The organism is Nonomuraea africana, assembly GCF_014873535.1.
In the GTDB taxonomy this organism is placed as follows: domain Bacteria; phylum Actinomycetota; class Actinomycetes; order Streptosporangiales; family Streptosporangiaceae; genus Nonomuraea; species Nonomuraea africana.
In genome coordinates, this window is record NZ_JADBEF010000001.1 from 134,488 (window position 1) to 150,739 (window position 16,252).

Sequence of the window (16,252 nt, forward strand, 5' to 3'; positions counted from 1 at the left end):
GAAACGGCACGCGCGCCCGTGACGGGCAGCGGCTAGTGAAGGGTCAGCCGAGGACCAGGGACGTAAGGATGGACCTGGCGCTGCTCGAAGCAGTCATCGCCACGACGGTCATCAACCTCACCTCCCTCACTGGTTCCCGCTACCTGTTGCCGCCCAGAACCTATCACATCGACGTGCGCCGCCCTTGGCGGGCAGGGGTGCCGCAGGCGACACCCCTGCCCCACGTCACCGGGCCAGCGCGTGCCGATCTTCCTCCTCCTGGAGTTCGTCCAGGTCGGTGCTGATCACCGCCGACGGCAGGACGTCCGGCAGCTCGTCCTCGATGAGCCGCAGCCGCCTGATCCGCAGCCCGGCGACGCCCCACAGCGTGAGCAGCACGCCGGAGACGCCGAGGAGCACGCCGATCGACGGGCCCGTCGCGGCCCCGGTCAGCGACTCCGACCACGAGGTGAGCGGCGCGGCGGTGAGGTAGCCGATCGGGGTCATCGTGGTGGCCAGCATCTGGTTGGTGGACAGCACCCTGCCCTGCAGCTCGACCCTGACCTTGAGCTGGATGATCGACAGCCAGTGGGCGTTGATCACGCTGCTCGCGCCCCAGCGCAGCGCCAGCCCGACGGCGACCAGCGGGATCACCGCCAGCGCGCCGGCCAGCCCGACCGCCACGGTCGCCAGGCCCGCGAGGGCCACGAACCCGACCATCCCGTCGGCCAGCCGCCGGGTGCCGCCCCAGATCATCATGACGACGCTGCCGAGCACCGCGCCGAGGCCGCCCACGGCCGTCACCACGCCGAGATCGGTGGCGTCCCCGAGCGACAGCACCATGGGCGAGACCACGGCGAGCGTCAGGGCGGTGAAGTAGTTGACGACCATGAAGTACCCGGCCATCACCATCAGCGGGGGCCGCCGGACGAAGAAGCGCCAGCCGCCGGCCACCGAAGCGCGGAACGACTCCTCCCTGCGCCGGAATCCCCTGTTGGGGATCCGTACGGCGAGCAGCGAGAAGAACGCGATCGCGAACGTCACCACGTCGGCGCCGACCACGATGGGCAGCCCGGCCAGGGCCACGAGCGCGCCGCCCGCCAGCGGGGCGACCAGGTTGCCCAGGCCGAGGCCCGCCTGCGCCAGCGCGTTCGCCTGCGGCAGGTACGGCTTGGGCACCAGCTGGGCGATCGCCGCCAGGTAGGCCGGCCGATGGAAGGCCGTCACCACCGACGTGAGCGTCACGATCGCGCAGACCGCGACGAAGTCGAGCCGGTCCAGCCACAGCAGCAGCGCCACGGCGGCCATGCCGAGCCCGTTGAGCGCGTCGCAGACCAGCATGATCCGCCGCCGGTCGTACCGGTCGGCGACCGCGCCGCCCACCGGCCCCGCCAGCACGGACGGCAGCAGCGCCAGCATCGTGACCAGCGCGAAGTCGAAGACCGCGCCGCTGCGCTGGAAGGTCCACACGCCGAGGCCGAACGAGCTGAGGGAGCTGCCGACCATCGACACGAGCTGGCCGAACGCCACGGTGTAGAAACCACGCAGCTCGCGAGGGCCGGGCGCGGCCGACGCCACCTCCGCGGCAGCCGCGGGAGCGGCCTCCCGCTCCCCGTCCGGCGCCGCCCAGCGGCGCAGCGCCGCGGCCAGGTGGTCGGCGAGCTGGTCGGCCTGGTGCCGCAGGAAGTAGTGCCCCGCGTTCGGGATCACGGCGAGCTCCACCTGGTCGGCGAAGGCCGTCCACTCGCGGTAGCGCTCCTCGTACAGCTCCGTGGCCCGGTCGGCGCCGCCGATGACGACCAGCACCGGCGCGCGCAGCCTGGCGCGCGCCGGGTCGGCGAGCCGGCGGGTGAACCACGCCTGTGCCTGGCGGGCATCGTGCCTGAGCGCCTTGACGGCGGTCTCGACCGCGGCGCCCTCCAGGTCCTCGGGCAGGCCGCCCATCGCCCGCAGGACGTCACGGTAGGCGCGGTCGGACAGCCAGCGGTCGGCGGGCAGGTGCCGGTTGAACCACGCGGACAGCTTCCCCGGCAGCCGTGCCGTGGGGAAGCTGCCGCCCAGGAAGACGCCGGTGACCTGGACGCCCGCCGCCTCCAGGCCCAGGGCCAGGGCGGTGGCGAGCGCGGTGCCGACGCAGTGGCCGTACACCGAGATCGGGCCGCTCTCGCGCGCGGCGAGTTCGGCCACGCACCGCTCGACCACCTCCTCGAGGGGTTGCGGTTCCTCGTCGGGCCGGGCCGGATCGTGGCCGGGCAGTTCGAGCGCGAGCAACTCCACCCCGTCCGGCAGCGCCTCGGCGAGCGGCCGGTAGACGGCCGCCGAGCCGCCGCCGTACGGCACGCAGACCACGGTGGCGGTCGCCTTCGCGCCCGCCTTCGGCCCGCCGAGCCGGTGCAACAGCCCGCCCGGGCCGCCGCCGGAGCGGCCGTCGAGGTGGGCGCCGAGCTCGCGCACGGTCGGGTTGGTGAACAGGTCGATGACCCGCAGTCCCTCGTCGATCTCGTGCACGGCCTTGACGGCGGTGAAGGAGTCGCCGCCGAGCGCGAAGAAGTCGTCGGTCGCCCCGACGGACTCCACGCCGAGCAGCCGCGCCCAGATCTCCGCGATCCGCCGTTCGGTGTCGGTCGCGGGCGCCACCTGCTCGCCCACGCTGACCGCGGCCAGCTCGGCGACCAGGCGGGTACGGTCCACCTTGCCGTTGGCGTTCAGCGGGAAGGCGTCCATCAGCGTGATCACCGACGGCACCATGTAGTCGGGAAGGGCGTCCCGCAGCGCCGCGCGGACCTCGTCCACGGTCGGCGCCGCGCTCGACGGCGCGGGGACCAGCCAGGCCGCCAGCCGCCGTCCGGTGCCCTCGCCCACAGGGAGGACCACGGCCTCCGCGACGCCGGGCAGCGCCCGGCAGGTGGCGGCGACCTCGCCGGGTTCGACCCGGTAGCCCCGGATCTTCACCTGGTCGTCGATCCGGCCGAGGAATTCGACGAACCCCTCGGAGGTGATCCTGGCCCGGTCGCCCGACCGGTACCAGCGGCCGTCGTCCCTGGTCACGTAGCGCGGGTCGGCCGGATGGCCCAGATAACCCCGCGCCACCTGCGGGCCGCCGATCCACAGCTCGCCCGCCACGCCGTACGGCAGCGCCCGCCCCGCCTGGTCGGCCACGAAGCAGCGCGCTTGCGGCAGCGGAAGGCCCAGCGGGACGTTGGCGGTCGCGCGCGGCGCGGTCTTGGCGGAGCAGCCGAGGACGGCGACGGTCGTCTCGGTCGGGCCGTAGTGGACCTGGACCTCCAGATCGGGCCGCACCTCCGCGATCCGGTCCACCAGCGTCCACGGGACGGCCTCGCCCGCCAGGACCAGCAGGCGGCGCGGCAGCACCGCCGACAGGTCGCCGTGCGAGGCCAGCAGCTCGAGGTGGCTGGGCACGCACTTGAGGAAGTCGACGGCGTGCCCGCTCATGTGCGCGGCGAAGGCCGGCGGATCGGTCGCCGTGTCCCTGTCGAGCAGGTGGAGCGCGGCTCCCGTGGTCAGCGCGCCGAAGACGTTGAGTATGCCGAGGTCGGCGGCGGCCGTGGAGGCCAGCGCCCACGACTCGAGCGGTCCGGCGGGCTCGAGGCGGGACAGGATCCCGTCGAGGTAGGCCGTGATGTTGCGGTGCTCGACCGCCACGCCCTTCGGGGTGCCGGTCGAGCCGGAGGTGAAGATCACGTAGGCGAGATCCTCAGGCTCGACCACGACGGCCTCCCCTGGCGAGGGGGCCGCCTCCGGCGACCAGGGCGGAAGGGCGGTGACGTCCTCCGGCACCCGGACGGCCAGGTCGGGCGCGCAGACCGCGACGCGCGCCCCCGCGGTGGCCAGCACCGCCGCGATCCGGTCGGCGGGCGCCGCGTCGTCGATCGGGACGTAGCCCGCCCCCGCCTTCAGCACGCCCAGCATGGCCACCGGCAGGTCCCTGGTCCGCTCCATCAGGACGGCGACCCGGTCCCCGCGCCCGACCCCCGCCTGGCGCAGCCGGTGGGCGAGCAGGGTCGCGCGCTCCTCCAGCTCCGCGTAGGTGAGCGTGCCGTCCGCGGCGACCACGGCCGGCGCCGACGGGGTGCGGACCGCGTGGGCGGAGATCCGCCCGTGCAGCGTCGGCCCGCCGGCGGACGTGCCCTGCGGCCCGGTCAGCAGCGCGTCCTGGCCAGGATCGAGGTCCAGGTCGCCGATCCGGCGGTCGGGATCGGCGGTGAGGTGGTCCAGGACCGCCACGAAGAACCCGGCGATGCGCCGCGCCGTCGCCTCGTCGAACAGCTCGGGACGGTAGGCCAGGCCACCCCACAGCCCGGTACGGGTGTCCTGCACGGTCCAGCTGAGGTCGAACTTCGCCGTGACCGGCTTCATCTCCACGGCATGCGCCTCGAGGCCGGGGAAGCCGGTGATCGGGCCTGGCGCGTCGTAGACGTTGAGCAGGACGTGCGGAGCGGCCGAGCCCATCGGCTCGCCCGCGTGCGCGAAGGCGTCGAGCGCCTCCGCGCGGGCCCGCTCGACCAGCTCCCGTCCGGTGAGATCGTCCTCCACCGCGGTCCTGATGACCAGGGTCTGGAGGAAACAGCCGATGAGGCGCTCGGCCTCGGGATACCGGCGTCCGGACTCCGGCACGCCCACGGCGATGTCGGAGCCGCCCGACACCCGCGCGAGCATGGCCTGCAAGGCCGCCAGCAGGACCATGAACACCGTCGCGCCGCTCGCGGCGGCGAGCGCCCGCACCCGCGCGGCCAGCTCGTCCGGCAGGTCCAGGTCGAGCAGGCCCACGCCGGATCCGGGCGTGGCGGGCCGCACCCGGTCGGCGGGAAGCGCGATCTCGGCCGGCAGGCCGTCCAGCTTGGCCGCCCACCAGCCGGGATCCGCGGCCGCGGCGGCCAGCCGCTGCCACTCCACCACGTCCGCGAACTGCCGGTCGAGCGGAGCGGGCGCGGGCCCCGCCCCCGTACGCGCCGCGTACAGGCCGGCGAGATCCTCCAGGAGGACGCCGCGGGACCAGGCGTCGCTGGCGAGGTGGTGGAGCACGAGGGCGAGCACGTGCTCGCGCGGGCCCGTGGCGAGGATCGTCGCCCGCAGCGGATACTCCTCCGCCAGCCGGAACGGCCTGGTCGCCAGCTCGGCGAGCCGCCCTTCCAGCGACTCGTGACCGCCCTCCAGGTCCGTGACCAGGTCCACCAGGATCCCGGACGCGGGTCCCGTCACCGTGTACGGCTCCGCGTCGCGGACCTCGACGGTCGAGCGCAGCACCTCGTGCCGCTCGGCCAGATCCACGATGGCCAGTCGCAGCGCCGCCACGTCCAGCTCGCCGACGAGCCGGAGCACGACCGGCACGTTGTAGGCCGCGCTGTCCGGATCCACCTCGCCCGCCAGCCACATCTGGCGCTGGACGGGGGAGAGCGGAACCGGCCCGGTGCCCGCCCGGCGAGGAATCGCGACGGCCGCGGGAGCGGTCTCGTTGCCCGGCAGCGCGTCCAGCTCGGCGGCCAGCGCGGAGAGCACGGGATGCTCGAAGAGCAGCCGCAGCGGGACCGTGACGCCGAGCCCGGCGGTGAGCCGCCCGGCCACGCGCACCGCGGTGAAGGAGTCGCCGCCCAGCGCGAAGAAGTCACTGGTGACCCCGATCGGTCCGGCTCCGAGCAGCTCCGCCCAGATCTCCGCGATCAGCCGCTCGGTGTCGGTCTCGGGCGCGGGCCCCTCGCCACCGGCGGGAACACCGCCGGACGGGTCGGCGGCGAGCAGGCCGAGGAGTCTGGCCCGGTCCACCTTGCCGTTGGCGTTCAGCGGTAACGCGTCCAGCAGGGTGATCGCCGAAGGCACCATGTAGTCGGGCAGCGCGCGGCGCAGGGCCGCGCGGACGCCGTCGACGGCGACCGGGTCCCCGGTCGCCTCCCCGTGAGTATGCGGGACCAGCCACGCGGCCAGCCGCCGTGCCGTGCCCTCGCCCACCGGGAGGACCACGGCCTCCGCGACGCCGGGCAGGTCTCTGCAGGCGGCGGCCACCTCGCCCGGTTCGACCCGGTAGCCCCGGATCTTCACCTGGTCGTCGACCCGGCCCAGGAACTCCACGAACCCGTCCCGGGTGATCCGGACGCGGTCCCCCGAACGGTAGTGGCGGCCGTCGGCGCGCTCCACGTACCGCGCGTCGCCGGGTGCGCCCAGATATCCCCTGGCGACCTGCGGGCCGCCGATCCACAGCTCGCCCGCCACGCCGTGCGGCAGGGGGCGGCCGGCGGAGTCGGCGACGAAACAGCGGACGCCGGGGAAGGGCGTGCCGAGCGGCACGAAGGGTCCGGTTCGTGGGGTCGATCGGGCCACGCAGCCGAGCACCGAGACCGTGGTCTCCGTCGGACCGTAGTGGATCTGGACCTCCAGGTCGGGACGGACGTCCGCGATCCGGTCGACCAGGGACCACGGCGTGGCCTCGCCCGCGAGCACGAGCAGGCGACGGGGCAGCACCGCGGCGAGATCCCCGTGCGACGCCAGGAGTTCGAGCTGGCTGGGCACGCACTTCACCGCGTCCACCTCGTGCCGGCGCAACCAGTCGGCGTACGCCGCCGGGTCCACCGCCGTCTCCCTGCCGAGCAGGTGCAGCGCCGCGCCCGTGGTCAGCGCGCCGAAGACGTTCAGCAGGCCGAGGTCGGCGGCGATCGTCGACACCAGCGCGTACGAACGGGCGTCCGCTCCGACCCGGGGGAGCACCGCGTCGAGATACGCGATCACCTGACGATGCTCGACCGCCACGCCCTTCGGCGTGCCCGTCGAGCCGGAGGTGAAGATCACGTAGGCGAGGTCGTCCGGGCCTGCCGCGCCGCCGCTGGCGTCCGTGCCGCCGTCCGGCTGGTCGCCGGGAAGGATCACGGTGACGCCGGCGGGCAGGCGGCCGGCGAGCTCCGGCGCGCAGATCGCGACGCGGACCCCGCCACCGGCCACGACGGCGGCGATCCGGTCGGCGGGCGTGGCGTCGTCGATCGGGACGTAGGCCGCCCCTGCCTTGAGCACGCCCAGCAGGGCGACGGGCAGGTCGCGGGTCCGCTCCATCAGGAGGGCGACCCGGTCCCCGCGCTCGACTCCTGTCTCGCCGAGCCGGTGGGCGAGCAGGGTCGCGCGCTCCTCCAGCTCCGCGTAGGTGAGCGTGCCGTCCGCCGCCACGACGGCCGTGGCCGAAGGCGTCAGGGCCGCCTGGGCGCTGATCCGCCCGTGCAGGGTCGGCTCGCCGAGGACGGGCGGCTCCGGCGCGATGAGGACGGGGTCGGCGCCGGGCTCGAGCTCCAGCTCGCCGACCGGGCGGTCCAGCTCGGTCACGAGCTGGGCCAGCAGGGCGCCGAACCAGCCCGCCAGGCGGGCCGCCGTGTCGGGCTCGTACAGATCGGCCCGGTAGGTGAGCTCACCGTGCAGCGCGGTGCCGTCGTCGCGGAAGGCCCAGGTCTGGTCGAACTTCGCGGCGAACGGCGACACCTCGACCGTCTCGGCCGTCAGTCCGGGGAAGCCGGTGACCTCCGCCGGGGCGTCGTAGACGTTGAGCAGCACGTCGAACAGCGGCGCCGCCGTACCGGACCGGTGCGGGCGGACCCGCTCCACCACGCGGTCGAACGGCACGTCGGCGTGGCCGAAGACGTCGAGAGCCAAGGTACGCGCCCGCTCCACCAGCTCCCTGCCGGTGCGCTCGCCGTCGACCGAGCCGCGCATGACCAGGGTCTCGACCAGGCAGCCCACCATGGACTCGGTGTCCTGGTGCGTCCGTCCCGACTCCGGCACGCCCACGGTCACGTCCACGCCGTCGCCGCCGGCGCCGGACACGCGGGCCAGCGTCGCCTGGAGCGCCGCCAGCAGCACCATGAACATGGTCGCGCCGCTCTCGGCGGCCAGCGTGCGCACGCGGGCGACGGTCTCGGGGGCGAGGGCGACGTCCACCGCCGCGCCGCGCCATCCCGGCGCCGCGCCTGCCGCCTGACCAGCCGCCGGACGGTCCGGCGTCAGGCCAGGGACGGGTTCCAGCCCGGCCAGCCGCTCCTCCCACCAGTCGAGCAGCTGGTCGGTGCGAGGGGAGGCGGCACGGGCGTTCCCCCACGCGGCCACGTCGGAGTAGCGCAGGGCCGGCGGGGCGAGCTCGGGCCCGGTCCCGACCCTGAAGCGGTACAGCGCCGCGAGGTCGTCGAGGAGCAGCGGCTGCGCCCACGCGTCGATCGCGATGTGGTGCATGAGCAGGACCAGCACGTGATCGTGCGGGCCGGCGGCGAGGACGGCCGCGCGCAGCGGATACTCCTCCGCCAGCCGGAACGGCCGCAGCGCCAGCTCGTTGATCCGGTCGGCCACCGCCTCGGGCGCGACCTCCTCCACCGTGACGGAGATCGGTTCCACGCCGCCCGTGACCGCGTACGGCTCGCCGTCACGGACCTCCACGGTCGAGCGGAGCACCTCGTGCCGCTCCGCCACGTCGACCACGGCCTGCCGCAGCGCGGCCACGTCGAGCTCGCCGCGCAGCCGCAGCACCAGCGGCACGTTGTAGGCGGGGCTGTCGGCGTCCACCTCGGACGCGAGCCACATCCGCCGCTGCACGGGGGAAAGGCGCCAGGGGCCGTCGTCCGCACGGCGCGGGATGGCCGCAGGCGCCGTCTTGCGGGCCTGTTCGATGCGCCGGCTGAGCAGTTCGCGCAGCCGGTCGTCGCCGGATACGACGGTCATGAGTGAGTCTCCTGCCCGGCCATCTCGGCGATGGCCAGTCGTTCCGCCGCGGCGGCGTAGTCGGCGAGTACGGGATGGTCGAACAGCAGGCGCACGGGCAGGTCGCAGGCGAGCGCCTCGCGCAATCGGACCGTCAGCCGGGTGGCCAGCAGTGACGTGCCGCCGAGCGCGAAGAAGTCGTCACGCGCGCCGACCAGCGGGACCCGCAGCACCTCCTGCCAGAGCTCGGCCGTGAACTCCTGCATGGGGCCTTCCGGCGCGGTGTGCGGCGCGGCCGCCGGCTCGACGCCCTCCAGGGCCCGCCGGTCGAGCTTGCCGCTCACCGTGCGGGGGAGCGCCTCGTGCGCGGCCCATCGGCGCGGCACCATGTAGCCGGGCAGCCGGTCGCCGGCGTACTCCTCCAGCTCGGCGGTCCGCGCCTCGCCCCGCCAGACGACGTGCCCGATCAGATGGGCGTCGGGACCGGTCGTGGCGACGACCGCGGCGTCGGCGACGGCGGGGTGCTCGCGCAGCACGCCGTCGATCTCGCCGAGCTCGACGCGGTAGCCGCGCACCTTCACCTGGCCGTCCCTGCGGCCGACGAAGTCGAGCACCAGCCCGCCCGTGCTGTCAGGGACCCAGCGCACGATGTCGCCGGAGCGGTAGCGCCGCGCCGGAGCCGCGACGGCGCCGGTCTCGTGGCCGGGGCACCCGGTCTCGGGGTCGGGGACGAACGCGGCGGCGGACAGCTCGGGACGCCCTCGATACCCCCGCGCCACGCCGTGGCCGCCCAGCCACAGCTCGCCGGGCACGCCGGGCGGGAGCAGCCGGCCGAGCGGATCGACGACGTAGAAGCGCTCGCCGGGGATCGGGTGCCCGATGGGCACGCTGTCCGCGACCGGCCCTGCCACCGGATGGACGCTGGAGGCCACGGTCGCCTCGGCCGGGCCGTACGCGTTCCAGAGCGTCGCGACCCGGGTCTGGAGCTCGCGCGCCAGCGCGGGATCGAGCGGCTCGCCGCCGACCATGAGCCGCATCCCCTGACGGCCCCGCCAGCCCGCCTCCATCATGAGCCGCATCCGGCTCGGCGTGGTGAGCGCCAGTGTGACGCCCGCCGAGTCGCAGAGCTCGACGAGGGCGTGGCCGTCGAAGGCCGTCGCGGTGTCGGCCATGACCACGCGCGCCCCGGCGGTCAGCGTGGCCCACAGGTCGAACGCGGAGACGTCGAACACCATCGGGGCGACGGCGAGCACGGCGTCGTCCCTGCCCAGGCCCGGATCGGCCTGGATGGCGGCGACGAACGCGGCCAGCCCGCGATGGCCGATCTCGATGCCCTTGGGACGCCCTGTCGAGCCCGACGTGAAGATCACATAGGCCAGTCCCTCGGGGTCCGCCTCCGGGATCTCGCCGCGGGGCACCGCCATCAGCGTCGCGGCGTCGAGGACCGTCACGCCGCCGACCGGCGCGACCGCCTCGTGCGCCTGCTCGCCGAGCGCGAGCACCCGCCGTACGCCGCCGTCCTCGGCGATCGCCGCCAGCCGTCCGGCCGGCAGGTCGGGGTCCATCGGCACGTAAGCGCCGCCCGCCCGCAGCACGCCGAGCAGGACGGCCGGCAGGTGGTGGTCGCGGGGCAGGCACACCCCGACCGGCTCGTCCGCCGTGACGCCCTCGGCGACGAGTCCCGTGGCGACCCTGGCGGAGAGCTCCTCCAACTCGCCGTAGGTCAGCCGGCTCCCCGCCGCCTCGACCGCGATCCTGCTCGCGTCCTGAGCGAGGATCGCCTCCACGATCGTGGTGGGCGGGTGGACGTCCGCGCCGGTCCCCACCGCGAGCAGCGCCTTCCGCTCCTCCGCCGAGACCAGCCGCAGCGCCGAGATCGGCGCGCACGGGTCGTCCAGGCCGCGTTCGAGCGTGCGGAACAGCGCGTCGGCGACCCGTTCCGCGTCCGCCGCGGCGAACCGCGAGGTGGCGTACTCGACCAGCAGCTCGGGCCCGTCGGCCCCGGTGTTCACCAGGACGGACAGCTCCGCCATCGCGCCGCCGCAGTCCAGCTCGCCGACCAGCTCGATCCTGACCTTCCCGCCTCCGCCGGCCCCGTGACCGGCTGGCCCGCCGGGTTCCGGCGCGACCTCGAGGACGGCGGGCACGTCCTCCGGCTGCACCGACAGCACGACCGGCGTGGGCGCCGCCCCCAGCGGGCGGGGCAGCACGCCGGAGACCGCCGACCCGACCAGCTCCTGGTGGGCGAGTGCCCCGGTGATCGCCGCGCCCGCCGCGGTCACCAGGTCCCCGAACGCCGGATCGTCGCCGAAGCGCAAGGGGATCGGGAGCACGCCGAGCAGCGGCCCCATGACCCGGTCGAGGCCGGGCCGGTCCCGCTCGGCCGCGGCCAGGCCGATCAGCGTCTCGGCGCGCGCGGACAGGCCGCCCGTGACAGTGGCGAGCGCGGCCAGATGAACCGCCGCGGGGGTGACGCCGAGGCGGGCGGCGAGCCGCCTGATCCCCGTTTCGAGCGCGGGGTCGATCGGCCGCCTGAGCCTGCGCCCCTCGTGCGTCGCCGGCCGCTCCGCTCCCAGGAGGTCGTCGGGCACGGCGGCGTCGGCCAGCGCCTCCCGCCAGTGGGCGCCCTCGCGGTCCAGCGCCGCCGCCCTGCGCTGCTCCTCGTCCAGCGCGACGTCCCCGAGCTGGAGGGCGGGATCGGGCACCGGCAGGCCCGCGAGCCCGGCCGCGAGCTCGTCGATCAGGATCCGCGACGACCAGCCGTCGGAGGCGAGGTGGTCCGTGACGACGATCAGCTCGGCCGCCGCCGTACCTGTCCAGGCCAGGACGGCGCGCAGCAGCGGCACGTCCGCGGTCAGGTCGAACGGCGTCGCCGCGCGGTCGGCGAGGCGCAGGATCTCGGCCTCGCGCGCCGCCGGCTCCAGCTCGCGAAGGTCGTGCTCGTCCACGCGCACCGGCGCGGCGGCGCGCACGCGGACCACCGGCTCACCGTCGTGCTGCTCGATCACGCCGCGCAGCGACTCGTGGCGGCCGACGATGTCGTCGAGAGCGGCCCTGAAGCTGCCGGCGCTCACGGCGCCGTGCACGCGCAGCCGCAGGGCGATCGTCGTGGCGCGGGTCCCCGGCTCGATCTGCCGCAGGGCCCAGAGCTGGCGTTGCATGTCGGTGAGCGGGTAGCGGTCGCGGCCGGCGTGCCTGACCAGGGGAGCGCGCCCGGCGAAGCCGGAGCGCACCCGCCCGGCCAGCGCCGCCACCGTGGGCGCGGCGAGGAACTCGTGCAGCGGAACCTCGGTCCCGAGATCGGCGGCCGCCATCGCCACGACGCGGGCCGCCGCGAGGGAGTGCCCGCCGAGATCGGGGAACCGGTCGTCCACGCCAACCTGCGCGGCGTCGACGCCCAGCACCTCCGCCACGATCGCGGCGAGCCGGCGTTCGACGTCGTCGCGGGGCGCCACCGTGGCCTCGCGCGCGGCGGCCCGTACAGCGCCGAGGGCCTGTCGGTCGATCTTGCCGTTCGGGCTCAGCGGGAGGCGGTCGAGCAGGGCCAGGCGGTCCGGCACCATGTACCCGGGCAGCCGCTCGCGCAGGAAGTCCAGCAGCGCCCGCTCGTCCGTGCCGGCGGCCTGGGCGTAGCCCGCGAGCCGCCGCGTGCCGTCCGCGTCGGGCAGTGCCAGGACGGCGGCGGCCGTCACGCGGGGGTGGGCGGCGAGGACGCGCTCGATCTCGCCCAGCTCCACCCGATGGCCGCGGATCTTGACCTGGTCGTCGGCCCGTCCGGCGAAGTGGTAGACCTCGCCGTCGAACCTGACCAGGTCACCGGTCCGGTAGGTGCGCCCGCCCCCGGGGTGGTCGACGAACCGGTCCTCGGCGGGCCGGTTCAGGTAGCCGCGCGCCACCACGGGACCGCTCACCCACAGCTCGCCGATCTCTCCCTCGGCGACCTCGGCGCCGTCGCCGTCCCTGACGCTCAGCAGCGCGCCCGCGATGGGCCGGCCGATCGGCGGAACGCCGGTCGCCCCACGCGGGATCTCGTGCGCGAGGCACTGGATCGTGCACTCGGTCGGCCCGTACAGGTTGAAGACCCGCTCCACCTGCGGATTCCGGTGGATCGCCGCGATCAGTTCGGCCGACGCGGCCTCCGCGCCCGAGTGCACCAGGCGCGTACGGCCGGGCAGCGGCCCGGAGCGCAGCAGCGCGGCCAGCACGGAGGGCGGGCCGCCGAGGGTCGTCACCTCGTCGCGCGCGGGCAGGTGCGGCAGCGCGAGCAGGTTGTCGGCCAGGATGACCGTCCCGCCCGTCAGCAACGGCGAGAAGATCTCCATCACCGAGGGGTCGAAGCAGATCGACGCGGCGGCCAGCATGCCGGTCAGCGCCTCAGGCCGCCACGTCTCGATGATCCAGTCCAACTGGTTCAGCACGCTGCGGTGTTCGACGGCCACGCCCTTGGGCCGGCCGGTCGAGCCCGAGGTGTAGATGACGTAGGCCAGGTGGTCCGGCGACACCGCCATGCCGGGGTCGGTCTCGGGAGCCGCCGCGTCGTCGGTCCCCGCGAGGATCGGGCGGGTCTCCAGCATTCCGTCGAGCCCGGGAAGCGTGATCACTGTCTTCAGGCCGCTGTCGGCGGCGATGAGCCGGATCCGGTCCGGAGGGTAGGCGGGATCCAGCGGCACGTAGGCCGCTCCCGCCTTCATGACACCGAGCAGTGCCGGGATCAGGTGCTCGCCCCGGTCCAGGAGCACCCCGACCGGCTCTTCGGGGGCCACGCCGCCGCGTAGCAGAGTGTGCGCGATCCGGTTCGCGCGCCGATCCATCTCCTGATAGGAGATTCGCAGTTCACCGGCCACGTAGGCGATCGCGTCGGGTTTGCGCGTCGCCTGGGCCGTCACCGCCGCATGAATGGTCACGGCCGCTGACCCTAGACAGTAATGATCATCGGGCGGGCGGCGTGTCACATGTTCGCTGCCAAAACGGTATAAAACCGCATGTATTCCAATATTGCGGACAGTGAGGGATGGTCACCCGCCGTCCGCCGTGGCCATCTGACGGCGTTCCTCGCGGGTGGCGATGAGCCCGGCAGGCGCGAGGAGCTTCGACTCCTCGAACGGAGCCTCGGTGTCCGGCAGCGGCTGCTTGGCCGTGATCGCCTTCAGCCATATCCGGACGGCGTCCAGGATCACGATGATGATCAGAATGGCGAACAGCGCGGCGAGGATCCCGTCGACGGTGGAGTTGACCACGATCTGCCGCATCGCGTCCATGGTCTTGGCCGGAGCCAGGATCTGGCCCTGATCCAGCGCCGCCTGGAAGCGGTTGCGCTGCGCGAAGAAGCCGAGCGTCGGATCGCTGGAGAAGACCTTCTGATAGCTCGCGGTCAGCGTGACCGCGGCGTCCCAGGCGAGCGGTATCGCGGTCACCCACGCCCACTTGAGCCGCCCGCTCTTGATCAGCAGCGTGGTGGCGACGGTGAGCGCCACGGCGGCGAGCAGCTGGTTGGCGATGCCGAAGAGCGGGAAGAGCTGGTTGATGCCGCCGAGCGGGTCGTTGACACCCTGGTAGAGGAAGTATCCCCAGGCGCCGACGACCACCGCGCTGACCGCCGTCAGACCCGGCCACCAGCTCACCCTGCCGATCGGCTTCCACAGGTTGCCCAGCGTGTCCTGGAGCATGAAGCGGCCCACCCTGGTCCCGGCGTCCACCGTGGTGAGGATGAAGAGCGCCTCGAACATGATCGCGAAGTGGTACCAGAACGCCTGCAGCGCGGCGCCCCCGAGGAAGCCGGAGAAGATCTGCGAGATGCCGACGGCGAGCGTCGGCGCGCCCCCGGTCCGCGCGATCAGCGTCTCCTCCTGTACGGCCTGCGCCGCCGCCCGCAACTCCTCGGGCGTGATGACGAAGCCCATGTTACTGACGGCCTGCGCGGCGGACTCGACCGTGGTGCCGACGACCCCCGCCGGAGAGTTCATCGCGAAGTACAGCCCGGGGCTCAGCAGGCAGGCCGCGGTGATGGCCATGACGGCGACGAACGACTCCATGAGCATGGCGCCGTAGCCGATCATCCGGACCTGGGTCTCCTTCTGGATCATCTTGGGCGTGGTGCCCGAGGCGATCAGCGAGTGGAATCCGGACAGCGCTCCGCAGGCGATGATGATGAAGACGAACGGGAACAGCGAGCCCGCGAAGACCGGCCCCTTGCCGGTGAAGGCGAACTCGGTGAACGCGGTGTTCTGCAGCGAGGGCAGGGTGATGGCCACGCCGATGGCGAGCAGCACGATCGTGCCGATCTTCATGAACGTCGACAGGTAGTCGCGGGGCGCGAGCAGCATCCACACGGGCAGCACGGCGGCGCAGAAGCCGTAGGCGATCAGCCAGAGCGCCAGCGCCGACGGGCTCAGCGTGAAGGTGGCCGCCCAGCTCGACTCCTGGACCCAGCCGCCGGCCACGATCGCCAGGACCAGCAGCCCGACGCCGATCAGGGTGGTCTCCACCACCCGGCCAGGCCGGATCGTGCGCAGGTAGAACCCCATGAACAGGGCGATCGGGATGGTCATCGCGATGGAGAAGACGCCCCAGGGAGATTGGGCCAGAGCGCCCACCACGACCAGCGCCAGCACGGCCAGCAGGATGATCATGATGGCGAAGACGGCGACGAGCGCCGCCGCGCCGCCCACCGGGCCGATCTCCTCGCGCGCCATCTGCCCCAGGCTCTTGCCGTTCCGCCGCATGGAGAAGAACAGGATCACCATGTCCTGGACGGCCCCGGCGAAGATCACGCCGGCGACGATCCAGATGGTGCCGGGCAGGTAGCCCATCTGGGCCGCCAGCACCGGTCCCACCAGCGGCCCGGCTCCGGCGATGGCGGCGAAGTGGTGGCCGAACAGGATCCGGCGGTCCGTCGGGTGGTAGTCGATGGCGTTGTTGAGCCGCTCGGCGGGCGTGGCCCTGCGGCTGTCCGCGCCCAGCACCCTGTGCAGGATGAACCGGGCGTAGAAGCGGTAGGCGATGGCGTAGGAACCGAGCGCCGCGGCCAGCAGCCAGACCGCGTTGACGTTCTCGCCTCTGGACAGGGCGAGCACGCCCCACCCCGCGGCGCCGACGGCGGCGACCACCGACCAGATGATGATGGAGCGGGCTTTCACCGGTTACCTCCCCTGACGGGCCGGCCCAGGCAGCAGCGCAGCCCCGCGTCCGGTGGCAGATCGGTCGTGAAGCGCCGCCAGCGCCACAGCGGGCGGCAGTCGACCGTGACCGGCAGTTCGGCGAGGTGCACCCAGGCGATGGGATGGGCGTACACCGGCTCCGCCCCCAGCGGGCGGGCCCGCCGCGGCAGACTGGACCGTCGCAGCGGCCGGACCGAGAACTCCCCGGCGTCCGCGCAGCACAGGCCGGTGACATGCCAGTCGAAGAAGACCACTTCATCGGCGCGCAACGCCTCGCGGGCGGCGGTGGTGAGTGTGATCCTGGACATCCGCGGCTCCTGCATCCCAGGTAGCCCCAGCCGCTACCCGGGCACAGATGCCTGAAACACCACGCTGACATGCGGGAACGCATCTCCGCGTGGTGGATGCCTGGAGTCGGATCGGGGGTTCACGGCGGT

At 74.0% G+C, this 16,252-nt stretch carries 4 protein-coding genes; all 4 read right to left on the reverse strand.

From position 1 onward, the window contains the following. Positions 1-225: 225 nt before the first annotated feature. Positions 226-8,679 (reverse strand): non-ribosomal peptide synthetase/MFS transporter, encoded by an 8,454-nt coding sequence (locus tag H4W81_RS00630; RefSeq protein WP_192772993.1) that lies wholly within the window; start codon positions 8,677-8,679, stop codon positions 226-228. Continuing rightward, positions 8,676-13,562: a non-ribosomal peptide synthetase gene (locus tag H4W81_RS49100; RefSeq protein ID WP_192772994.1), complete on the reverse strand. Its 4,887-nt coding sequence runs from the start codon at positions 13,560-13,562 to the stop codon at positions 8,676-8,678. The genes H4W81_RS00630 and H4W81_RS49100 overlap by 4 nt, the downstream gene beginning before the upstream one ends. A gap of 111 nt (positions 13,563-13,673) precedes the next feature. Then, complete coding sequence (locus tag H4W81_RS00640; RefSeq protein ID WP_192772995.1) at positions 13,674-15,794, reverse strand: carbon starvation CstA family protein; 2,121 nt, start codon at positions 15,792-15,794, stop codon at positions 13,674-13,676. Next, complete coding sequence (locus H4W81_RS00645) at positions 15,791-16,123, reverse strand: hypothetical protein (RefSeq protein WP_192772996.1); 333 nt, start codon at positions 16,121-16,123, stop codon at positions 15,791-15,793. Before H4W81_RS00645 ends, H4W81_RS00640 begins: the two co-directional genes overlap by 4 nt. Positions 16,124-16,252 lie beyond the last annotated feature (129 nt).

Coding starts and splice junctions, on each gene's coding strand:
- H4W81_RS00630 (WP_192772993.1), bottom strand. CDS start 8,679: ATGACCGTCGTATCCGGCGACGACCGGCTGCGCGAACTGCTCAGCCGG.
- H4W81_RS00645 (WP_192772996.1), bottom strand. CDS start 16,123: ATGTCCAGGATCACACTCACCACCGCCGCCCGCGAGGCGTTGCGCGCC.